Source organism: Novosphingobium sp. IK01 (genome assembly GCF_033242265.1).
Classification (GTDB): Bacteria; Pseudomonadota; Alphaproteobacteria; order Sphingomonadales; family Sphingomonadaceae; genus Novosphingobium; species Novosphingobium pituita.
This window is the reverse complement of record NZ_BTFW01000001.1, coordinates 1-22,269: the sequence shown is the minus strand read 5'-3', so window position 1 is coordinate 22,269 and position 22,269 is coordinate 1. Positions and strand designations below refer to the sequence as shown.

The following is a 22,269-nucleotide window of genomic DNA, read 5'->3' as shown; positions in this document are numbered from 1 at the left end:
TCGGGCCTCTCATGTCGTTGATGGAATGGCCTGTTGCAAGGGGCTGGCTGCCTGTGCCACCCCTGCACCGTGACCCAACAGCCCCCGCTCATCGCCGCCCGCGCCCTCACCCTGTCGCTGGGCCAGGACAGTGCCCGCGTCGACATTCTCAAGGGGATCGACCTGACCGTCATGCCCGGCGAGACCGTCGCCCTGCTCGGCCCCTCCGGCTCGGGCAAGTCGTCGTTGCTGGCCGTGCTTTCCGGGCTGGAGCGCGCAACCGGGGGCGCCCTGATGGTTGCGGGCCAGGATTTTGCCACGCTCGACGAGGATGGCCTCGCCACCGCGCGGCGCGGGCGGATCGGCATTGTCCTGCAAGCATTCCACCTGCTGCCCACGATGACCGCGCGCGAAAATGTCGCCACGCCGATGGAACTGGCGGGCATGGCCGATGCCCTTCCCCGCGCCGAAGCGGAACTGGCCGCCGTGGGCCTCGCCCACCGGCTCGATCACTATCCGGGCCAGCTTTCGGGCGGGGAGCAGCAGCGCGTGGCGATTGCCCGCGCGCTCGCCCCGCGCCCGGCGCTGCTGTTTGCCGACGAACCGACCGGCAACCTCGACGCGGCCACCGGCGCCGTCATCGCCGACCTGCTGTTTGCCCGCGCCCGCGAGGCCGGGGCCAGCCTGCTGATGGTCACCCACGACGAGGCGCTCGCCACGCGCTGTGCACGCATCCTGCGGCTGGCCGACGGGCGCATCGTGTCCGACACGCTGCAATCGCTTGCAACAGGGGATCCGCAATCGGTTGCAGCAGGCCAGCCGCGATGAGCGGCGCGCGGCTGGGATGGGCGGGGGCATGGCGGCTCGCCCGGCGCGGGCTCGACTGGAAGTTTCGCGGCCTGCGCCTGCTGGTGGTCTGCCTCGTGCTCGGCACGGCGGCGCTGGCCGCCATCGGCACGTTGACGCAATCGATTGGCAGCGAACTGGCCCAGCGCGGGCAGGCCATGCTGGGCGGCGATGTTGAAATCGAGATCGCCGGACGCGAGGCCTTCGCCCCCGAGCGCGCTGCCTTCGCACAAGCCGGAACGCTCTCCAGCGGCGCGCGCATGCGGGCCATGGCCACGCTCGTCGGCCGGGATGAAACGGCGGTTCCCATCGCGCTCAAGGCCGTCGATGCCGCCTGGCCGCTCTATGGCACGTTCACCCTCGCCACCGGCCAGAGCGCCCATGCACCTTCCGCGCAAGAGGCCTGGATCGCCCCCGATCTTGCCAGCCGCCTCGACGCCCATGTCGGGCAAAGCCTGCGCGTGGGCGGCGCCGCATTCCGCATCGCGGGCGTGATCGGCGAAGAACCGGATCGGCTGGGCGAAGGCTTTGCCCTTGGCCCCACGGTGATCATCAGCCGCGAAGGGCTCGACCGCACGGGGCTGGTCCAGCCCGGCGCGATGGTCCGCTGGAAATATCGCCTGCGCCTGCCCTCCGGCAGCGCCATGGCGCAGACGCCGCAACGTCTGGCCGACAGCCTCACCCACCGTTTCCCCGCCGCCGGGTTCGAAATCCGCACCCGCGACACGGCCTCGCCCGGTCTCGACCGCTTCGTCTCGCGCATGGGCCAGTTTCTGGGCCTCGTGGCGCTGGCCGCGCTGCTGATCGCGGGGATCGGCATCGGCAATGGGGTATCCTCTTACCTTGAAGCGCGGCGCGGGGCGATTGCCACGTTCAAGATTCTGGGCGCGACGGGCGCCGATGTCGCGCGCGTGTTCCTGCTGCAACTGGGCGTGGCGGCGGGGATCGCGATTGTCCTCGGCCTCGTGCTGGGGGTGGCGACGACGCCGCTGATCGGGCTGGCGCTCAAGGGGCTTCTGCCCGTCCGGCAAGGGCTGGTGCTGGCCCCCGGCGCGCTGGCGCTCGCCGGTGTGCAGGGCCTGCTGATCGCGCTGACCTTTGCCGCGCCGCCGCTGCTGCGCGCCCGCGCGGTTCCGGCCATGGCGCTGATGCGCGGGGCGCTGGTTTCCTCTGGCGGGAACAGGGGGCGCAGGGTGCGCGCAAGTCAGGCTCTTGCGCTGGCCACCGGGCTGGGGCTGATCGCCGCGCTGGCGATCCTGACCGCCGGGCAGCCCCTGCTCGCCGCCGGATTCCTGGCCGCCTCGGGCGGGGTCATGGGGGTTCTGGCGCTGCTGGGCTGGGCGATCACCCGCCTTGCAGCCCGCCTGCCCCGCCCGCGCGCGCCAATTGCGCGCATGGCGCTGGCCAACCTTCACCGCCCCGGCGCGCAGACCGGCGCGCTGGTTACCGCGCTGGGCTTTGGCCTTGCCGCCTTCGTCCTGCTGGCGGGCGTGGAGACCAGCCTCGACGCCAATATCGCCGCGCGGGTTCCAGCCCGTGCGCCCGACTATTTCGTGCTCGACGTGCCCGCCGCCGACCTGTCCACGTTCGAGAAGATCGTCCACGATGCCGCGCCCGCTGCGCGGCTGCGCACGGTGCCCGCCCTGCGCGGCGCCATCGTCGCCTTCGGCCCAGAACACGCGATGACCCGCGTGGCCGATCTGGCCCGTATCCCCGACGATGCCTGGGCCTTGCGTGGCGACCGGGGCCTGACCTTTGCCGAGACCCTGCCCGAAAGCAACGTGCTGACCGCCGGGCACTGGTGGCCCGCCCGGTACAGCGGCGAACCGCTGGTTTCGGTCGACGAGAAACTGGCGCAGGCCATCGGCCTCAGGCTGGGCGACCGGCTCACCGTCTCGCTCCTCGGGGTCGAACGCAGCGCGCGGGTGGCCTCGTTCCGGCGGATCGACTGGGACACTTATGGCTTCAACTATGTCCTCGTGTTCAGCCCCAATGCGCTGGCCGATGCGCCCTATACCCTCGCCGCGACCATCGAACTGCCCCCGCAGGAGAAAACCCCGAAGACCGCCCGTGCGATCCTTTCAGGCCTCGTCCATGCCCTGCCCTCAAGCTCGGTGATCGAAGTCGGCCCGGTGCTGGCGCAGGCGCGCGACATTCTGGGCCAGATGGCCGTGGCGATCTTTGCGGCGGCCAGCGTGGCGATTCTGGCCGAGATGGCGGTTCTGGCCGGGGCCATCGCCGCTGCGCGCGAACGCCGCCATTATGATGCGGTCGTCCTGCGCGTGCTGGGCGCCGGATCGCGGCAATTGCTGGGGCTGGTTCTGGCCGAACAGCTGATTCTGGCGGGCCTGCTGGCGATTGTCTCGCTTGGCCTTGGTACGCTGGGGGCCTGGGCGGTGGTGACGCAAGTGTTCGATTTTGCCTGGATGCCGAACTGGGGCACGATGCTTGCCGTGCTGGCCGGGGCCACCGCGCTGGTGCTGGCCATGGCCGTGGGCGGATCGCTCAGCGTCCTGCGCACCCGCCCCGCGCAGGCCTTGCGCGAACTCTAAACGGCGGGCCGGTGCGGGGCCTTTCCCCGCACCCGAAAAGTCAGCCTTCAGAGGAAGACATCGACATCGTTGGGGTTTTTCGGGTCCAGCCCAAAGCGGTTGGGGCCGCGCGTGCCGTCAAGGCAGGTGAAAATGAACAACACGAACCAACCGAGGATCGGCAGGAAGACCAGCAGGAGCCACCAGCCCGAGCGGTCCACGTCGTGCAGGCGCCGGACCAGCACCGCGAGCGAGGGGATCAGGTTGAACAGCGCGAACAGGCCCGAGACAATGTCCCCCACGACATTGAGTTGGGTATTGACCCCGACATACCACCCCATCGACGTGTAGGCCGTGCGCCCGAAGACCACCGTGATCGCCGCGTTCACCAGAATGCCGAACAGGGTGAACATCCAGTATTCCATGCGCCGCGACCGCCCCGAAAATTCGAAATAACGGCGATAGGGCAACAGCATCCATTGCATCGGCACACTCCATGGCAATCACCGGCCACAAGGAGCCAGAAAAATGGGCTCAGGGCCAGAAAAATGCGTTCAGAACAAAAGAAAAAGGGGGCCCAGCAAGGAGCCCCCCTCAAGTCTTGCGCTTCGCGTCCGGGTTAGAAGCGACAGCACACCGATGCACCCTAGGTGCGCGGCTGGTTGGTGCAACCCGAGACCTGACGGAAACGGACCACCGATTCGAATGTTTTCAGGCTTCAAGCCTGCTCGCGCGCTTGCGCCGGGCCTTGCCCGCGAACGCTTCTCTCTCCGCGATGAAAGAGCCGCCCCGCGATCAACAGCCTGTGATGAACAGCAGGCCTGCGATGAAGTGTGAACCGCTTCGCCGTTCAGCCTGGCTGCATGCATTTCCCATTCTGGCCAAGGGGCCCGGTTGGCAGGCCCGCTATCCTGAATGCCGTTGTCCTGATCTGCTCATGCCCCCCCTCCGGTCATGCAGCAGCCTTGAATGACTTCGTAACGTGGTTGTCGCCAGCGCTCAAATCGCAATTGGTCCAATTGACGCCCAAACCTCTCGTGACGAAGACCTTTTGATCGCACTGTGGCACCTGCGCCACAAAAACCCATGGCCCCGGACAGGGCCAGGACGCGCCTTTTCGCCGGGCGTGAAACGGCGCACCCTTGTGGCAAGAGCCAATGTCGAGTAAGCGCGCGGCCAAGTGCGGCCCGGACCGGGAATGCCCGGACAGGAAAATGCGGACTGCAAAGACCGGTTTTTCCGCCACCGTGGCTGCCGCCAAGATCCATCGCCGGGGCATCCCGGCTTGCGAAGAAAGCCCTTCATGTCCTTGCCCTTGCGCAATATTGCGATCATCGCCCACGTTGACCACGGCAAAACCACCCTGGTCGACCAGCTGTTCCGCCAATCCGGCACCTTCCGCGACAACCAGCGCGTGGAAGAGCGCGCGATGGACTCCAACGACCTGGAAAAGGAACGCGGGATCACCATTCTGGCCAAGTGCACCTCGGTCGAATGGACGAACCCCGCTTCGGGCGAAACCACCCGAATCAACATCGTCGACACCCCCGGCCACGCCGACTTCGGCGCCGAGGTGGAACGCATCCTGAGCATGGTCGACGGCGTGATCCTGCTGGTCGACAGCTCGGAAGGCGCGATGCCGCAGACCAAGTTCGTCACCGGCAAGGCGCTCGCGCTCGGCCTCAAGCCGATCGTGGTCGTCAACAAGATCGACCGTCCCGATGGCCGCGCGCAGGAAGTGCTCGACGAAGTGTTCGACCTCTTCGTCAGCCTCGATGCCAACGACGAACAGCTCGAATTCCCCGTGCTCTACGCTTCGGGCCGCAACGGCTATGCCGGCACCGGTGAAGATGTGCGCGAAGGCACCCTCCAGCCGCTGTTCGAAAAGATCGTCTCGCACGTTCCGGCGCCCTCGCTCGACACCGAAGGGCCGTTCAGCTTCCTCGCGACGCTGCTCGACCGCGACAACTTCATGGGCCGCGTGCTGACCGGCCGCGTCCAGTCGGGCACGATCAAGATCAACCAGCCGATCCACGCCATCGACCGCGACGGCAAGGTGCTGGAAGTGGGCCGCGCCTCGAAGATCCTCTCGTTCCGCGGCCTTGAGCGCGTGCCGGTCGAAGAAGCCCGCGCGGGCGACATCATCGCGCTGGCCGGCCTTGAAAAGGCGACCGTGGCCAACACCGTGGCCGATCCTTCGGTCACCGTTCCGATCGAAGCCCAGCCGATCGATCCGCCGACCCTCGCCATGCGCTTTTCCGTCAACGACAGCCCGTTTGCGGGCCGTGAAGGCGACAAGGTGACCAGCCGCATGATCCGCGACCGCCTGATGCGCGAAGCGGAAACCAATGTCGCCATCCGCGTCACCGAAAGCGCCGACAAGGACAGCTTCGAGGTTGCCGGTCGCGGCGAACTCCAGCTGGGCGTGCTCATCGAAACGATGCGCCGCGAAGGCTTCGAACTGGGCATCAGCCGTCCGCGCGTGCTGTTCGGCACCGACGAGAACGGTGCCCGCACCGAGCCTTATGAAACCGTCATGATCGACGTCGACGACGAATTCTCGGGCACGGTCGTGGAAAAGATGCAGCGCCGCAAGGCCGAGCTGACCGACATGCGCCCCTCGGGCGCGGGCAAGACCCGCATCACCTTCTCGGCGCCCTCGCGCGGCCTGATCGGCTATCATGGCGAATTCCTGTCCGACACGCGCGGCACGGGCATCATGAACCGCCTGTTCGAGAAGTATGGCCCCCACAAGGGCCCGATCGAAGGCCGCCCCAACGGCGTGCTGATCTCGAACGCGACCGGTGAAGCGGTGGCCTATGCCCTCAACAGCCTTGAAGATCGCGGCGTGCTGTTCGTGCGCCCGCAGGACAAGGTCTATGAAGGCATGATCATCGGCGAAAACGCCAAGCCGGACGACCTCGAAGTCAACCCGATGAAGTCCAAGCAACTCACGAACTTCCGTTCGACGGGCAAGGACGACGCGATCCGCCTGACCCCGCCGCGCGTGATGACGCTCGAGCAGGCCATCGCCTACATCGACGACGACGAAATGGTCGAAGTGACCCCGCAGACCGTGCGTCTGCGCAAGGCGATCCTCGATCCCAACGAACGCAAGAAGGCGAGCCGCAAGAAGGAAAGCGCCTGATCCCGCCCGCCATCGGGCGGACCTGACGCGATGACATGAAAGGGGCGCTTCCTGCCGGGAAGCGCCCCTTTTTTCGTGTCCTGTCATTCCCTGAACGAAGGTTTCATCGCCGGTTCAGAGCCTGTTGCATAAAGTTGCCGCAATGAAACCCGACGGGGGCACATCGCTCACGGGACAAAGCCGCCGGGTTGGAGACGAACCATGAACCTGTTTAACAAGATCGTTCTGGGGGGCGTCATGGGAGCGACCGCGCTGGCCGCAGCAGCCCCTGCGCAGGCCCATGGCTATTATGGCCGGGGTGGCAATGGCGCTGCGCTGGCTGTCGGGGCTGGCATTCTGGGCATTGCTGTCGGCGCGGCTCTGGCCGACCGCCCGCACGGGTATTACGTCGAAGAGCGGTATGCTCCGCCGCCGCCCCCGCCGCCGCCGCCCGCCTACTATTATGAAGGCCCGGCCTATTATGGCGGGTATTACAGCGCCCCCGTCTATCCGCGCGGCTATGTCTATCGCGAGTACTACAACGGTGGTGGCTATTATCATGGCGGCTGGCGCCATGGCTACTGGCGCCACGGGTACTGACGCCATGCCTCAATCCGGTTAGGTCAGCGACGCATCTGACCTCCCCTGCGGGAGGGGCGCTTCACGGCTCCCCTCCCGTTTGTGCATGCAAACCTTATGGACAGGTGCCGCCCATGCGTCATCCCGACACCGACTTTCCGCGATCCCTCTCGCCTTCGGGCGATCCGCTCGCTATGGGGCGGCAGATGATCACTTCCCCCCCGGTCACCCATCCGCGCCACGAGAACGCGCCAGCAGGTGACATGCCTGCCCTGTCTGGCCATCCGGCGGACAACACCCGGCTCGATGGCTTGCGCATCGCGCTGTTCAGCGGCAATTACAATTACGTACGCGATGGTGCCAACCAGGCGCTCAACCGGCTGGTCGACTATCTGCTGCGTCAGGGTGCGCAAGTGCGCGTCTATTCGCCCAAGGTGGACAAGCCCGCCTTTCCGGCCACCGGCACGCTGATCGGCATTCCCGCCATCCCCGTTCCGGGCCGCGCCGAATATCGCGTGCCGGTCGCGCTCTCGCCGCGCGTGCGCCGCGATCTGGCCCGCTTTGCGCCCCATGTGGTCCATGTGTCCTCGCCCGATCTGGCCGCCCATCGCGCGGTAAGCTGGGCGCGCGCGCGCAAGCTGCCGGTGCTGGCTTCGGTCCACACGCGGTTCGAGACATACCTGCGCTATTACAACATGGCCTGGCTCGAACCGGCGATGGTCGCCGTCCTGCGCCGGTTCTATCGTCGCTGCGACGCGCTGGTGGCCCCGTCGGAATCGATGGCCCAGGTCCTGCGCCAGCAGCGGATGAACTACGACATCGGCATCTGGTCGCGCGGGGTGGATCGCACGATCTTCAACCCCGAGTTGCGCAGCCTCGAATGGCGCCGCTCGCTCGGCATTGCCGACGACGAGGTGGTCGTGGGCATCTTCAGCCGGCTGGTCATGGAAAAGGGGCTCGATGTCTTTTCCGACGCCATCGACGAGCTCAAGGCGAAGCTGAAGGACGGGGGCACGAAATTCCGCATCCTCGTGATCGGCGAGGGCCCCGCGCGCGAATGGCTGGAAAACCGCCTGCCCGACGCGGTCTTCGCCGGGTTCCTGGCCGGTCAGGAACTGGGCCGGGGCGTGGCGAGCATGGACGTGCTGTTCTTTCCCTCGGTCACCGAAACCTTCGGCAATGTCACGCTCGAAGCGATGGCCTGCGGGCTTCCGGTCGTGGCCTCGGCGGCCACCGGCAGCCAGAGCCTGGTCGACGATCATGTCTCGGGCCGCCTGATCGCGCCGGGCGCGGTCCACCAGTTCGCCGAGGCCTTGCGCGCCTATGTCGAGAACCCCGCCCTGCGCGCCGCCCATGGTGCCGCGGGCGAGGCACGCGCCCGCGAATTCAGCTGGGACAAGATCAACCAGGCCGTGGCGGCCACGTATGTCCGCCTCGTCCGCCAGCGTCAGGCCAACACCCCCGCCTGACAGGGAAAAATGGGGCAGGAGCCGCCTTGCGGCACGCATCCTGCCCCGTTTCCCCCAGCGTCACAACCTTACAGGCCTCACAGGCGCTCGATCTTGCGCGCCGCTTCGTCGAGGATGTCGGCAACCTTGAGCGCGGTTTCGGCGTCGAAATCGCCGCCGGTCACGCGCTGCCTCAGGGCCGTTCCCAGATTGGCGAACGCGCGCCGCACCGGCGGGCTCGCCTCGCGCGCGCTGGCCTGGGCCAGACCGGTCAACCGCGCAATGATCGGCGCGAGGTCTTCGGCCCGCTGCGCCAGTTCGTCTTGCCCGGCAGGCGTGATCGAAAAGGCCTTGCGCGTGCCTTCCCCGGCGACTTCGGCGATCAGGCCTTCGTCCACCAGCAGGGCCAGCGTCGGATAGACCACGCCGGGGCTTGGCGCATAGTGCCCGCCGGTCAGTTCCTCGATGGCCTTGATCAGGTCATAGCCATGGCGGCGTTCCTGCTGGCTCACGAGGCTGAGCAGCAGCAAACGCAATTCGCCCGCCGCGAACATCCGCCCCCGGCCACCGCCACGCCCGCCACCAAACCGGCCACCGCCTCCGAAGCCGCCGCCAAAACCGCCTCCCCCGAAGCCACCGAATGGCCCGCCAAAGCCACCTTCATCGCCAAAGCGCGAGGCCATTGCGCCGAACCAGCCGCCATGGCGACCTTCCCCCCGGCCTTCCCGGCCTTCGCGACCACCATGGTGTCCATGGTGGCCAAACATGCCCCGTCCGGGGCGGCATCCTTCAAATCGCATCGGTGTTCCTTTCATCACGATGTCACTAAGATATATCTTAGCAGCATCTTCACAAGGCCCTTGCAAAAATTTTCGGGAATTTTTCCGCCAAGGCTCCTATCTCACCGCCAATGGCCGATCTTTTCGCCCCGCCCCCGTCCGAGACACCCCGCCACACGCCCCAGACCGGCGGCCCGCTGGCCGACCGCCTGCGCCCGCGCGCGCTGTCCGAGGTGATCGGCCAGAGCCACCTGACCGGCCCGGACGGCGCGATCGGGCGCATGGTGGCCGCTGGCAAACTCTCCTCGATGATCCTCTGGGGGCCGCCGGGCACGGGCAAGACCTCGATCGCGCGTCTGCTGGCCGATGCGGTGGGCATGCGCTTCATCGCCATCAGCGCGATCTTCTCGGGCGTGGCCGACCTCAAGAAAGTCTTCGCCGAGGCCGAGGCCATGGCCCTGACCGGACGGCGCACGCTGCTGTTCGTGGACGAGATCCACCGCTTCAACCGCGCCCAGCAGGACGGCTTCCTGCCCGTGGTCGAGAACGGCACGATCACGCTGGTGGGGGCCACCACCGAAAACCCCAGCTTCGCGCTCAACGCCGCGCTGCTCAGCCGCGCGCAAGTGCTGATCCTGCACCGGCTCGACGCGGGCGCGCTGGGCGAACTGCTGCGCCGCGCCGAAGAGGAAACCGGCCTTGCCCTTCCCCTCACGCCGCCTGCGCGCGAGGCGCTGGTTGCTTCGGCCGATGGCGACGGGCGGTTCCTGCTCAACCAGGTCGAGATGCTGCTCGACGTGGACCTTCCCGCCCCGCTCGATCCCGAGGCGCTCTCGAAATTCCTGATGCGGCGCGTGGCGGTCTACGACAAGGACCGCGACGGGCACTACAACCTGATTTCCGCGCTCCACAAGAGCCTGCGCGGCTCGGACCCGCAGGCCGCGCTCTATTATCTGGCGCGGATGCTGGTGGCGGGCGAAGACCCGATGTACGTGCTGCGCCGCCTCGTGCGCTTTGCCAGCGAGGATATCGGCCTGGCCGACCCGCAAGCGCTGATCCAGTGCCTGGCGGCCAAGGATTCCTACGAATTCCTCGGCTCGCCCGAAGGCGAACTGGCCATCGTCCAGGCCTGCCTCTATTGCGCCAGCGCGCCCAAGTCGAACGCGGCCTATGCCGCGATGAAGGCGGCGTGGAAGGCCGCGCGCGAGACCGGTTCGCTCAGCCCGCCGCCCTCGATCCTCAACGCCCCGACCAAGCTGATGAAGGACATCGGCTATGGCAAGGACTATGCCTACGACCACGACGCCCCCGACGGCTTCTCGGGCGCGGACTACTGGCCCGAGGAGATGGGCGCACGCACCTTTTACCGCCCGGTCGAACGCGGCTTCGAGCGCGAGATCGCCAAGCGCCTCGACTGGTGGGACCGCAAGCGCCGCGAACGCCGCGGCGAAAGCTGACCCCACTTTCCCCGATCTTGCCCCGCATCAGGGCTGGACGACGGGCCCGCGCTCCGGCTATGCGCGCACAGACCATTCGCGCCCCGCGCGACAGGCCGGCTTAGCTCAGTTGGTAGAGCACCTGATTTGTAATCAGGGGGCCACGGGTTCGAATCCTGTAGCCGGCACCATTTTTGCACGCCCCTCGCGTTCGCCCAGGCCTGGCATCGTTCCCCCGTTACGCCCCGTTGGACGCTTGCGCCTTGCGCTTGCCGCATGGGCGCGGCGCGCAACGGCCCATATTCTGCCTCCGGCCTAAACCATCGTCCTAGCCTGATTGACGCCCTTTCCGGGCGGGCGCGACTTGCCATACCACAGGGCAACCGGCCCATTCCAAGGCCGGGACCGGGCGAAATCATGGCACAGCTTTTCACGCCAGTTCGATGAGCGGGACGCGCGCGCCCCTTTGGCGCCCGGCCCGGCAACATGGCGCTTGCACGATTGTGCCGGACCAGGAGAATGAAAATGGAAATTGGTGTTTTCTTGCCCATCGGCAACAATGGCTGGCTGATCTCCGAAAACGCGCCCCAGTACATGCCCACGTTCGATCTCAACAAGGAAATCGCGCTCAAGGCCGAAAAGTACGGACTCGATTTCATCCTGACGATGATCAAGCTGCGCGGGTTTGGCGGCAAGACCCAGTTCTGGGAACACAACCTGGAGAGCTTTACCCTCATGGCCGGGCTGGCGGCGGTGACCGAACGGGTGAAGATCTATGCAACAGCCGCCACGCTGGTGATGCCGCCCGCGATTGTTGCGCGCATGGCCTCCACCATCGATTCGATCAGCCATGGCCGCTTCGGGCTCAACCTCGTGACGGGCTGGCAGAAGGCCGAATACGCCCAGATGAACATGTGGCCGGGCGACGAGCACTATGCCCGCCGCTACGACATGCTCGGTGAATATGCCCGGATCCTGCGCGACCTGTTCGAGACCGGCGTGTCGAATTTCAAGGGCGACTACTTCGAAATGACCGACTGTCGCGTCAGCCCCCGCCCCCAGGCGGACATGAAGATCATCTGCGCCGGATCGTCGGACGAGGGGCTGGCCTTTGCCGCCGAATATGCCGATTATTCGTTCTGCTTCGGCAAGGGCGTCAACACGCCGACCGCGTTCCGGCCGGTCAACGAACGGCTGGCCCGCGCAACTGCCAAAACCGGGCGCAAGGTCGACACCTTCGTGCTGATGATGATCATCGCCGATGAAACCGACGAGGCAGCCGAAGCCAAGTGGCTCAGCTATTGCGCGGGGGCCGATCAGGAGGCGCTCAAGTGGCTGACCAACCAGTCGGCGGCCAACAATGTCTCGGCCACGACCAATACCCGCCAGATGAGCGACGCGACCTCGGCGGTGAACATCAACATGGGGACGCTCGTGGGGTCCTATGCGAAAGTGGCCGGGATGCTCGACGAGATGGCGCAAGTCGAGGGGACGGGCGGCGTGCTGCTGACGTTCGACGATTTCCTCAAGGGCGTCGAGGACTTCGGCACGCGGATCCAGCCGCTGATGAAGACCCGCGCCGGCGTGCAGGTCACCGAGGCGGCCTGATCTTTCCCGCGCGCGCCGGGCGGGCCACTCTTGCCGAATCATCGGGTGGGGATAAGGGGTTATCCGGGAATGTCCGAATGCCCCGCCCCTTGGCGGCGGCAGGCATCCATCGATGGGACCCGTGCGGCATGGCCACCGAGATCAGCGATTTCTGGACCGATCCCCACGACGACGGGCGTTCGCTGCTCGAACTGGTCGCGCTCAAGGCCAATGACGGCATCTGGGGCTGGGACGTGCCGACGGGCCGTTCCTTCTATTCGGCCCGCTGGTGGGATCTGGTCGGATTGCCTGCCGATCACCGCGATGCCGATATCGATGTCTTCTTTTCCCTGCTCCATCCCGATGATCGCGCCCCCGTGCGCGCGATGCTTGCCGATTTCATCGCCAACGCGCGCAGCGATTACCGGGCCCAGTTCCGCCTCCGGCACAGTTCGGGGGAGTGGCGATGGGTCCTTTCAAGCGGGTCAGCCCAGCGCGATGCCTCGGGCCATGCGGTCCGCATCGCGGGCACCCACACCGACATCACCGACCGGGTCGAGGCCGCCAACCGCCTCGAGCATCTGGTCGCCCAGCGCACCAGCGACCTGGCCGCCGCGCGCGACCGGGCCGAAATCGCTGCGGCCTCGACCGCCCGGTTCCTTTCGGCCACCAGCCACGACATCCGCCAGCCGCTCCAGGCGATGGCGCTGTTGCTGCGCAACCTCCAGCAGGAAGTGCACAGCAAGGCCGCGCTCGACACCATCGCGAGCATTCGCCGCTCGCTGGGATCGAGCATGGAACTGCTCGACGACCTGCTGGAATTCAGCCGCCTCGATGCGGGGGCCTTGCGCCCCGAAATGGGGCCGATCAAGATCCAGTCGCTGTTTCGCGGCGTGCTCGACAGTTTTTCCGCCGAAGGGCAGGAGCGCGGATTGCGGCTGGTCGTGCGCGACACCCCGCTGGTCGGGCGTTCCGACCCTCGCCTGCTCACGCGCATCTTGCGCAATCTGGTCAGCAACAGCTTCAAGTTCACCCAGCGCGGAACGATCCTCGTGGCCGCACGCCCGCGCGGGGACAGGATCCGTATCGAGATCTGGGACACCGGCCGGGGCATTCCCGAAGGAATGCAGCGCCAGATTTTCTGGGAGTTCACCCAGGCCGGGCCTGCGTCGAGCGACCGCACCGTCAATGGCCTGGGACTGGGGCTGGCCATCGTCGAGCGGCTGGCCCGCCTGATGCGCCACGAAATCGGCGTGCGCTCGGTGGTCGATCGTGGTTCGGTGTTCTGGATCGATCTTCCCCGCCTCCCCCTCGACGCTGCCGAGGATCACCACGAACCGGCCGAACCGCCCGACCATCCGCTGGGATGCCGGGTGGCCGTCGCGGAAAACGATCCGCAAGTCGCAGAGGCCTATCTGCGCGTGCTGCGGGCCTGGGGCTGCAAGGTGCTGGTCGCCCGCTCGGGCGCGGAGTTGCTGTCACGGATCGCCAACCAGCCACCCGACCTGCTGATCGCCGATTGCCATCTCGATGGCCAGATGAACGGCTTCGAGCTGTTCGATGCCCTCGAACAGCGTTTCGGGCGACCGTTTGCCGGTGTGGTGATTTCGGGCGATCACAATTTCGAATGGATGCGGACGATCAACCGGGCGCGCCGGCGCATCCTCAACAAGCCGATCCTGCCCGATGTGCTCAATGCCGTGCTTCATGCCGAACTCGAACGGCCCGAACTCCAGCGGTATCGCCAAACCTAGGCGGCTTGGACACAGTCCGCCCGGCCTGAAAGCGCGCTAGCTGCGATAGCCCAGACGCTCGACCGCGCGCAGCAACTGAACGCGGTTGTTGACGCCATAGAGGCGCATGACGGCAGAGAGATGGGTTTTGACCGTCCCCTCGCTCATCGACAGGTTGTGGGCAATGACCTTGTTGGCCTGCCCCTGGAGCGTGAGCGACAACACCTCGTGCTGGCGGCGGGTGAGGCGCGGGACCGCCGGGGACGACAGGGCATCGGGAGCAGGCGGGCTGAGCGGCTCGCCCCGCCTGCTCCCGATGCCCTGTCGCCCGATACCCTGCCCTCCGATACCCTGCCCCCCGATGCCTCCGATCCCGCCGATGATGCCATCGGGCAGGAACACGCCGCCATCGAGAATGACCTGCACCGCGCCCAGCAGCTCGGACACTTCCGAAGCCTTGGTGATGTAGCCCGAGGCCCCCGCGCGCAAGGTGTCGATCACGTCCTCGGCATCGCCCGAAGCCGACAGGATCAGCACCGGCAGGCGGCCATGGTTCTGGCGCAGCAGGCGCAGACTTTCAGGCGCGCTCAGCGTGGGCATGTGGAGATCGAGAATGACGATGTCGGGCATCCATTCGGGGAGCACGGCCATGAGATCCTCGAAGGTGCTCGCAACGCGCACTTCGGCCACCTCGTCGAATTGCTCCAGCGCCCATTGCAGGCCGCTGCGGAAGATCGGGTGATCGTCGGCAATCAGGAGGCGCAGGGCAGCCGATGCTACCCCGACACGGGACAACGAACGCGGCATGCAGTCCGCACCGGACCGCTCCTGGGGGCTATCGAGCATGGCATTATTCTCTACCGATCATGGGCCATGTCAACCGCTTATGCCGCGATGCAGCATGCCCGGCCCGGCTCCCTCGCCACGCGCGATGCCACCTCAACCAAGGGAATAGTCAGCAAGTTTAGAAGCATGGTTCCCTGACCGGTGTTACCCAGACCGGGCACTTGCGAACAGAGACAGCCGGCCACGACAAGGACCGCCCCGAAAGCGGCCTGTCATGGTGCCTGCCACGTTGACCGCCACGTTGACCGCCACGTTGGCCGCCACCTTGTCCATCACGTTGTCTGTCACAGGGCAAGCGCGCCGATACCGCATCAGATTTACGCCTGTTTTTCTTGTCTCGACAAAACAAGCGCCTGCAAAAGGCCTAGTGGGGAAATCGTCGTCATGCGTGCAATCCGACTTCACAGATCCGTCTCCGTTCCTGCTCCCGTTCCGGTCTGGACGCTCGTGGCATGGGCAGGCGCGGCGGCCTTTGCCACGCCGGCATGGGCCGCCGACGCGGATACCACGACCGGATCCCTGACCGAGATCACCGTCACCGCGCAGAAGGTGAACACCAAGCTGCAAAAGACGCCGATCGCCATCACCGCGCTCTCGCCCGAGCAAATGGCCAATGCCAATATCCGCTCGATCCAGGATCTCGACAAGCAGATCCCCGGCATGACCGCCACCAATGCCGGCCCCTATCCGATGAATGTTACCATTCGCGGGGTCGGCTATGACGGGGTCCAGAACAACAGCGCCCAGCCCGGTGTCGCCTTCGTCGAGAACGGGGTCTATGTCGCCAGTCCGGTCGCGCTGACAGCCGGGTTCATCGATCTGGGCCAGCTGGAAGTCCTGCGCGGACCGCAAGGAACCGTGAACGGCCAGAACGCCGATGGCGGGGCCATCAACGTCACCACCATCGCTCCGGCGCTGGGCCAGCTCACGGGCGCGGCCGAAGCGAGCTATGGCAGCTACAACTACAATCGCGAACGGGCGGTCATCAACCTGCCGGTGGGCGATACTTTCGCCTTGCGCGCCGCCTTCCAGCACGACGCGCACGATGGCTGGTACAAGGCCCCCAACCAGCCCGCCGCAGGGGGCAACGTGGGCAGCCAGAACAGCTTACCGGCCGTATCAGCGCCCTGTGGCAGCCCACGGACAGGTTCAGCCTCAATCTCTGGGCTGAATTCTTCAACAACGATTCGAATGGCCTGGCCATTCGCAACATGTACGACACGACCGCCGATATCCGCTCGACCAGCAACGACTACCCCACCCCGCAGGCCGTGCGCAGCCGCATCGTGGCCGGCACCGCCGCCTATGACCTGGGCTTTGCGACGATCAAGTCGATCACCAGCTTCCAGTATGTCTCGATGCAGGCCGCCAATTCGGGCGACATGGTCAACCGTCCGCTCGCCCTCGCGCTCTATGGCTACAAGGACGAGGAACCGGTCAAGCTGACGCAGAACCACTCGGTGACCGAAGAGATCAACATCTCGCACTCAGGCGGCAAGGTCGACTGGATCGCCGGCGCGTTCTTCCTGCACACCTGGGGCATCGAGCACTATTTCGAGACCCAGCAATCCTCGACCGACCGGATCGACTACACGCCCAGTTTCTCCGCCAATGCCGGGGAACAGGCCGCGCTCTATGCCGCCGGGCTGGCCTTCGAGAGCAACTCCAGCTCCAGGCGTACCTCGGTGGCGGGGTATGGCCAGGCCACGCTGCATCTGGGCAGCCACATGCGCCTGACCGGCGGCCTGCGCTACAGCTGGGACAAGTACACCGCCAATACCTCGACCTTCTACATCATCCCGGTGCCGATGCTCAGCCAGTTCAGCAAGGTGACCGGCAAAGTCTCCGCCGAATACGACTTTGCCCGCAGCTCGACGGTCTATGCCAGCTTCTCGACCGGGGTGAAGCCGGGCGGCACCAACCTCAATCCCAATGCCACCGTGGTGCCCAGTTCATTCAGCCACGAGTTCGTGCGCGCCTACGAGATCGGCGCCAAGAACGAGTTCTTCAACCGCACCGTGCGCCTCAACGTTTCGGCGTTCTATAACGATTACCGCAATCTCCAGGCAGATTCGGAAGATCCCATCCCCTATCAGGGCGGCATGACCAACGTGCCCAAGAGCCATGTCTGGGGCGTGGAAGGCGAAGCGGCAATCAAGCTTCCCTACGGCTTGCGCATCGATGCCAATGCCACCGGGATGTGGAGCAAGGTCGACAGCAATTTCGAGGTGATCGATCCCTACACCGCCCAGATCATCAACCGCGACACCGGCGGACCGAACCTGGGCAACAACCTGGCCCTGCGCGCGCAGGCCTTCACCAATATCAAGGGCAACGAACTGGGCCGGGTGCCGCATTTCTCGACATCCGCCTCGATCAGCAAGACCACCGACATTCGCGATCTGGGCACGCTCGATCTCTTCATCCAGGCCAATTACCGCTCGGCGTTCTGGTATCGCGTGTTCAACAATCCGCTGGTGGACCGCGTGCCGCATCAGTTCCTGATGAACCTCAACGCCCGCTTCCAGCCCCGGCACGGGCCCTGGTACGTCGAACTCAATGTCACCAACCTGCTGGGCAGCGACGCGATCGATGCCCGCTATGCCGAGAATTTCGGCGTGGGCGGCGTGTTTGAATCGATCGTTCCGCCCCGGCAGGTTATCGGGAGGCTGGGGATCAGGTTCTGATCTTCCTCTTGTCCAGGCCGTCTAATCTTTTGGCTTATGCCGATGGGATGGCTTGGCACCGGCGCTGCCCGCCATACAAGTTTGATCCAGATCAAATCGGTTTGATGATGCGGGCGGCGGGGCGGGCGGCGGGCACGGTCGCAGACCAGCGCCCATGCCCGCCCCGTCCTCGCCCCACTCTGGTTCAACCGCCTGTTTTCAAGGACAAGCAAAGGTTCCCTCATGTCCTCCCTCCCTCCCCTTCCCGCCAGGCCTGAACCGCTGGGCGTCGATCCGGCGACAACGGCGGTTATCGTGATCGACATGCAGAATGCCTATGCCTCGCCCGGCGGTTATGTCGATCTGGCCGGGTTCGACATTACCGGCGCTGCCCAAACGATCACGAAGATCGCCAAAGTGCTCGACGTGGCACGGGGCGCCGGCATCCCGGTGGTCTACCTCCAGAACGGCTGGGATCCCGACTATGTCGAGGCTGGCGGTCCCGGATCGCCCAACTGGCACAAGTCCAACGCCCTCAAGACCATGCGCCAGCGCCCGGACCTTGCAGGTACACTGCTGGCACGCGGAACGTGGGACTATGACATCGTCGATGCGCTCCAGCCCCAACCCGGCGACATCCGTGTCGCCAAGCCCCGCTACAGCGCCTTCTTCAATTCCCAGCTCGACAGCATCTTGCGCGCACGCGGCATCCGCACGCTCGTCTTCGTGGGAATCGCCACCAATGTCTGTGTCGAATCCACGCTGCGCGACGGATTCCACCTCGAATACTTCGGCGTCATGCTCGAAGATGCCACGCATCAACTTGGCGAAGACTTCATCCAGCGCGCCAGCGTTTACAACATCGAGAAGTTTTTCGGTTGGGTGACGGGCGTGGATGCGTTCTGCGACTGGGTCGGCGCCCTCGACACCCCGACCGACAAGGAAGAAACCAATGCCCTTTGAACCGATCAATCCCCCCCAGTTTCCCACGCCCATCGCGCCCTATTCGGCCGGGGCCAAGGCCAATGGCATGGTCTTCGTCTCGGGCATGCTCGCGCTGGGCGAAGGGGGCGTCGTGCTCCATCCCGGTGATGCGGCCGCCCAGGCCCGCCACATCCTCGAAGCCATCCGCATCACCCTTGAGGCCGCAAGCGCCACGATGGCCGACATAACCTTCAATCACATCTTCGTGCGCGACTGGGCCGACTATGCTGCCGTCAACGCCGTCTATGCCGAATATTTCCCCGGCAACAAGCCGGCCCGCTATTGCATCCAGTGCTCGCTGGTCAAACCCGACTGCCTGGTAGAAATCGCCTCGATCGCCTGCACGGCGCCCGAGCCAGCCGTATGACCGGCCCCTCGGGGCTCTACTGGGAAGCCCATGGCGCCACGGAGGGGCCCGCGCTGATCCTCTCGGCGGGTCTGGGTGGCCATGGGGCCTACTGGAAACCGCATGTCGAGGCGCTGGGCCGCAAGGCCCGGATCATCCTCTACGACCATCGCGGAACCGGGCACAGCGCGCCGGAAACCCGCGAGGGCCTGACCGCCGACGGACTGGGCGAGGATATCGAACGGCTGATGGACGAAATCGGCCTCGATCGCGCCGTGGTCATCGGCCATGCCGCCGGGGCGATTGCCGCGCTGGCGCTGGCGCTGCGCGCGCCCGGGCGGGTGTCGGGCATTGTCTCGGTCAATGGCTGGGCACGCACCGACCCGCATTTCCGCCGCTGCATTGCCATGCGCATGGCGGTTCTGGAAGCCGGGGGCGCACAGGCCTATCTGCGCGCGCAGCCGGTCTTCCTGTTCCCGCCCAACTGGATTTCCAGCCACGATGCCGAACTGGAGGCACAGCTGCCAAGGCAGGTGGCCGAGTTCCAGGGCGAGGAAACCTTGCGCCGCCGGGCCCATGCCCTGCTCAATTTCGACATCCTCGACCGCCTGGGCGAAATCGCCACGCCCACGCTGCTGGTGGTGGCCGATGACGACATGCTGGTGCCTCCGGCCTGCTCGGACGTGCTCGCGCAAGGGCTCTCCCATGCCACGCTCGCCCGCATGCCGACCGGCGGCCATGCCTGCAACATCATCTACCCCGATGCCTTCAACCAGGCCGTGCTCGACTGGCTGGCAACCCTGCCTGCCTGACGGGAAACGGCCATGACACAGCCCGACAGGACCGGACGCATGAGCGACACCAGCTCGGCACTGAGCAACGACGACCTGATCCCCTCGCCTCCGGGCGAGCGGGACTGGGTCTGGGGCCATTACACGTTCCTGTGGCTGGGCATGGTCATCTGCATCCCGGCCTACCTGCTGGCGGGCGGACTGATGGATCAGGGCCTGTCGCCACTGGCGGCCATCGCGGCCATCCTGCTGGGCAATCTCATCGTCCTGATCCCGATGGCGCTGATCGGCCATGCCGGCGCGCGCTATGGCATTCCCTTTGCCGTGCTGGCGCGGGCCTCGTTCGGCACGAGCGGGGCCAAGATCGCCGCCTTCGCCCGCGCGATCGTGGCCTGTGGCTGGTATGGCATCCAGACCTGGGTCGGCGGCAACACGCTGCTGGTGCTGGGGCGGCGGATCGGCCTGGGCGATCTCAAAGGCCCCCCTTTGCCGGTGGCGGGCATTTCGGCGTTCGAACTGCTCGCATTCCTGCTGTTCTGGGCGCTGCAACTGGTGGTGGTCACCAAAGGCATGCGCGCAGTGCGCCGGTTCGAGACATGGACCGCCCCGGCCAAAGTCGCCCTGCTGCTGGCGCTGTTCGTCTGGGCGATCGATCGGCTGGGCGGAATCGGCGCCACGGTTTCGCGGATCATCATGGCCGGGGGGAGTGCGGCAGGCGGTCAGTCGTTCTGGGCGCTGTTCGTGCCGGGGGTAACGGCGATGGTCGGCTTCTGGGCCACGCTGTCGCTCAACATCCCCGACTTCACCCGCTTTGCCCGCTCCCCGCGCGACCAGATGGTGGGGCAGGCGCTCGGCCTGCCGGTGCCGATGGCCCTGCTCGGCCTGGTGAGCATCGTGACCGGCTTTGCGACGACGACCGTCTATGGCTTGGCGATCCACGATCCGCTCGTGCTGGCCGACCGGATGACCGGATGGCCGGTGCTGGTGGGGCTGCTGATCATTTCGATCGACACTGTCTCGTGCAACATCGCCGCCAATCTGGTCGGCCCGGCCTATGATTTTTCCGCGATCTGGCCGCGCCATGTCAGCTATCGCGGCGGCGCGATGATCACGGCGGTGATCGGCGTGGTGATCATGCCGTGGAAGCTGGTGGCGACGAGTTCGGGCTATATCTTCACCTGGTTGATCGGCTACTCGGCGCTGCTCGGGCCGATCGGCAGCATCATCCTGATCGACTACTGGGTGGTTCGCCGCGGCCGCATCGACACCCATGCGCTCTACGACGAACATGGCGAATATACCTATCGCGGCGGCCTGAACCCGGCGGCCCTGGCTGCCCTGCTGATCGGGATCGCTCCCAGCCTGCCCGGTTTCCTCGCAGCCGTGGCCCCGGCCATGGCCCCGGCCATTCCCGCCCCGCTTACCGCGCTCTATCCCTATGCCTGGTTTGTCGGCTTTGCGGTGAGCGGCACGGTCTATGCCCTGCTTTCGACCAGGGCCCTCCCCGCACAGCAGCCAGAGCTCTGTTCCCGCTGATCGCATCCGGCCTGCTGATCGCATCCGGCCCACTGATCGCATCCAGGTTGCCTCCGACATTCCAGAATGCAAAACGGGGGCCCCAGACGATCAGCCAGGAGACAGCGTGCACAGGGCCGGCCATTCGATTACCGCATTGGGATTGCTTGCTGTTTGGACGGGGCAGGCACACGGGCAGGACGCAGGGAGCACCGCAGGCGATGCCTGCACAGCCCCCTACAGCGCAGGCCCCCGCACCATGGCCGAGCCCTTGCGCAAGATGATCGAGGCCGCGCTGGCCAGCGGCAATGCCGGGGACATCGCCACCGTGGCCCGCTACATCAAGCAGGCCAGCCCCGAAGATGCCGCGCAAATCGACTGCATGGTCGGCGAAAACACCAAGGCAGTGGCCGCCGCGCGCGTGGAAAAGCTGCGCAGGCAGCCCTGGCTGCGCGGGTGGAAGGGCGAAGGACAGATCGGGGGCACGCAATCTTCGGGCAATACCGATACTGTCTCGCTGACCGTGGGGCTCAAGCTGAGCAAGGAAGGCTGGCGCTGGACGCACAAGCTTTCGGCGCTGGTCGATTATGACAAGACCGACGGCGCGACCGACAAGAACCAGATGCAACTGGGGGTCGAATCCGACTATCGCCTCAACCAGCGCCTGTTCGTCTACGGCAGCGCGCAAGTCCTGCGCGACCGGTTTGCCGGGTTCACCTCGCAAGTCTCGCTCTCGGGCGGCGCGGGCTTCAAGCTGGTCCGCACCCCGCGCCTCACGCTCGACCTCAAGGCGGGCCCGGCCTGGCGGCGCACCGACTATATCGACCAGCCCACCGCCGATACCCTGACCGTGCTGACCGCGCTGTCGGGCAGCTGGAAGATCGCGCCCTACCTCACCTTCAGCGAGGACGCCTCGGCCCTTTCGGGCGACGGGAATGTCAACGTCACGACGCTGAGCGCGCTTTCGTTTCAGGTGAGCAAGAAGCTTTCCACGCGGGTTTCGTACCAGATCCTCTACAACACCAATCCCCCCACCGACTACAAGCCGCTCGACCGGTTGACCCGTTTCACGCTCG

At 66.0% G+C, this 22,269-nt stretch carries 17 protein-coding genes, 1 tRNA gene and 1 pseudogene; 16 read left to right on the top strand and 3 right to left on the bottom strand.

Annotated features, from left to right (window positions below; genetic code table 11):
- The first annotated feature begins 69 nt into the window (after positions 1 to 69).
- Together SBI20_RS00095 and SBI20_RS00090 are read left to right on the top strand one after the other, a co-directional pair.
- Complete coding sequence (locus tag SBI20_RS00095) at positions 70 to 807, top strand: ABC transporter ATP-binding protein (RefSeq protein ID WP_317973104.1); 738 nt, start codon at positions 70 to 72, stop codon at positions 805 to 807.
- Positions 804 to 3,377 (top strand): ABC transporter permease, encoded by a 2,574-nt coding sequence (locus tag SBI20_RS00090; protein WP_317973103.1) that lies wholly within the window; start codon positions 804 to 806, stop codon positions 3,375 to 3,377. Before SBI20_RS00095 ends, SBI20_RS00090 begins: the two co-directional genes overlap by 4 nt.
- A gap of 47 nt (positions 3,378 to 3,424) precedes the next feature.
- Here SBI20_RS00090 and SBI20_RS00085 read toward each other — a convergent pair whose 3' ends face one another.
- Positions 3,425 to 3,841 (bottom strand): DUF805 domain-containing protein, encoded by a 417-nt coding sequence (locus SBI20_RS00085; protein WP_317973102.1) that lies wholly within the window; start codon positions 3,839 to 3,841, stop codon positions 3,425 to 3,427.
- 818 nt (positions 3,842 to 4,659) lie between these two features.
- On the opposite strand from SBI20_RS00085, the gene typA reads away from it, so the two are divergent.
- The 3 genes from typA (at position 4,660) to SBI20_RS00070 (ending at position 8,531) form a co-directional block, all read left to right on the top strand.
- Positions 4,660 to 6,504: a translational GTPase TypA gene (gene typA / locus SBI20_RS00080; protein ID WP_317973101.1), complete on the top strand. Its 1,845-nt coding sequence runs from the start codon at positions 4,660 to 4,662 to the stop codon at positions 6,502 to 6,504.
- Between the two features lie 201 nt (positions 6,505 to 6,705).
- On the top strand, positions 6,706 to 7,083 hold the full coding sequence (locus SBI20_RS00075; protein WP_317973100.1) for a hypothetical protein: 378 nt from the start codon (positions 6,706 to 6,708) through the stop codon (positions 7,081 to 7,083).
- A 242-nt stretch (positions 7,084 to 7,325) separates the two neighbouring features.
- Positions 7,326 to 8,531: a glycosyltransferase family 4 protein gene (locus tag SBI20_RS00070; protein ID WP_317976004.1), complete on the top strand. Its 1,206-nt coding sequence runs from the start codon at positions 7,326 to 7,328 to the stop codon at positions 8,529 to 8,531.
- 77 nt (positions 8,532 to 8,608) lie between these two features.
- On the opposite strand, the gene SBI20_RS00065 is transcribed toward SBI20_RS00070, so the two are convergent.
- Positions 8,609 to 9,310, bottom strand: coding sequence for a PadR family transcriptional regulator (locus SBI20_RS00065; protein ID WP_317973099.1), 702 nt, complete (start codon positions 9,308 to 9,310; stop codon positions 8,609 to 8,611).
- A 110-nt stretch (positions 9,311 to 9,420) separates the two neighbouring features.
- Between SBI20_RS00065 and SBI20_RS00060 the strand changes: the two genes are divergently transcribed.
- The 4 genes from SBI20_RS00060 to SBI20_RS00045 all read left to right on the top strand — a co-directional run bounded on the left by SBI20_RS00060 (position 9,421) and on the right by SBI20_RS00045 (position 14,066).
- Positions 9,421 to 10,746, top strand: a complete 1,326-nt coding sequence (locus SBI20_RS00060) for a replication-associated recombination protein A (protein WP_317973098.1) — start codon at positions 9,421 to 9,423, stop codon at positions 10,744 to 10,746.
- Positions 10,747 to 10,840: 94 nt separating this feature from the next.
- Positions 10,841 to 10,916: transfer RNA gene (locus tag SBI20_RS00055), tRNA-Thr, on the top strand.
- 334 nt (positions 10,917 to 11,250) lie between these two features.
- On the top strand, positions 11,251 to 12,333 hold the full coding sequence (gene rutA, locus SBI20_RS00050) for a pyrimidine utilization protein A (RefSeq protein WP_317973097.1): 1,083 nt from the start codon (positions 11,251 to 11,253) through the stop codon (positions 12,331 to 12,333).
- 128 nt (positions 12,334 to 12,461) lie between these two features.
- Entirely contained in the window at positions 12,462 to 14,066 is a 1,605-nt protein-coding gene (locus SBI20_RS00045) for an ATP-binding response regulator (RefSeq protein WP_317973096.1), read from the top strand.
- A gap of 36 nt (positions 14,067 to 14,102) precedes the next feature.
- Here SBI20_RS00045 and SBI20_RS00040 read toward each other — a convergent pair whose 3' ends face one another.
- Positions 14,103 to 14,891, bottom strand: coding sequence for a response regulator transcription factor (locus SBI20_RS00040; protein WP_317973095.1), 789 nt, complete (start codon positions 14,889 to 14,891; stop codon positions 14,103 to 14,105).
- Between the two features lie 384 nt (positions 14,892 to 15,275).
- Here SBI20_RS00040 and SBI20_RS00035 point away from each other — a divergent pair.
- The 7 genes and pseudogenes from SBI20_RS00035 to SBI20_RS00005 all read left to right on the top strand — a co-directional run.
- Positions 15,276 to 15,719, top strand: a pseudogene (locus tag SBI20_RS00035) (TonB-dependent receptor plug domain-containing protein); the annotation flags it as partial.
- A 383-nt stretch (positions 15,720 to 16,102) separates the two neighbouring features.
- Positions 16,103 to 17,578, top strand: coding sequence for a TonB-dependent receptor domain-containing protein (locus tag SBI20_RS00030; protein WP_317973094.1), 1,476 nt, complete (start codon positions 16,103 to 16,105; stop codon positions 17,576 to 17,578).
- A gap of 222 nt (positions 17,579 to 17,800) precedes the next feature.
- Positions 17,801 to 18,520, top strand: a complete 720-nt coding sequence (gene rutB, locus SBI20_RS00025; RefSeq protein WP_317973093.1) for a pyrimidine utilization protein B — start codon at positions 17,801 to 17,803, stop codon at positions 18,518 to 18,520.
- On the top strand, positions 18,510 to 18,908 hold the full coding sequence (gene rutC / locus SBI20_RS00020) for a pyrimidine utilization protein C (RefSeq protein WP_317973092.1): 399 nt from the start codon (positions 18,510 to 18,512) through the stop codon (positions 18,906 to 18,908). Before rutB ends, rutC begins: the two co-directional genes overlap by 11 nt.
- Positions 18,905 to 19,699 carry a pyrimidine utilization protein D gene (rutD, locus tag SBI20_RS00015; RefSeq protein ID WP_317973091.1) on the top strand — a complete coding sequence of 265 codons (795 nt, stop codon included), beginning with the start codon at positions 18,905 to 18,907 and terminating at the stop codon, positions 19,697 to 19,699. The genes rutC and rutD overlap by 4 nt, the downstream gene beginning before the upstream one ends.
- A 39-nt stretch (positions 19,700 to 19,738) precedes the next feature.
- Positions 19,739 to 21,214, top strand: coding sequence for an NCS1 family nucleobase:cation symporter-1 (locus tag SBI20_RS00010; RefSeq protein WP_317973090.1), 1,476 nt, complete (start codon positions 19,739 to 19,741; stop codon positions 21,212 to 21,214).
- 238 nt (positions 21,215 to 21,452) lie between these two features.
- A partial coding sequence (locus SBI20_RS00005) for a DUF481 domain-containing protein (protein ID WP_317973089.1) occupies positions 21,453 to 22,269 on the top strand: 817 nt, incomplete at its 3' end.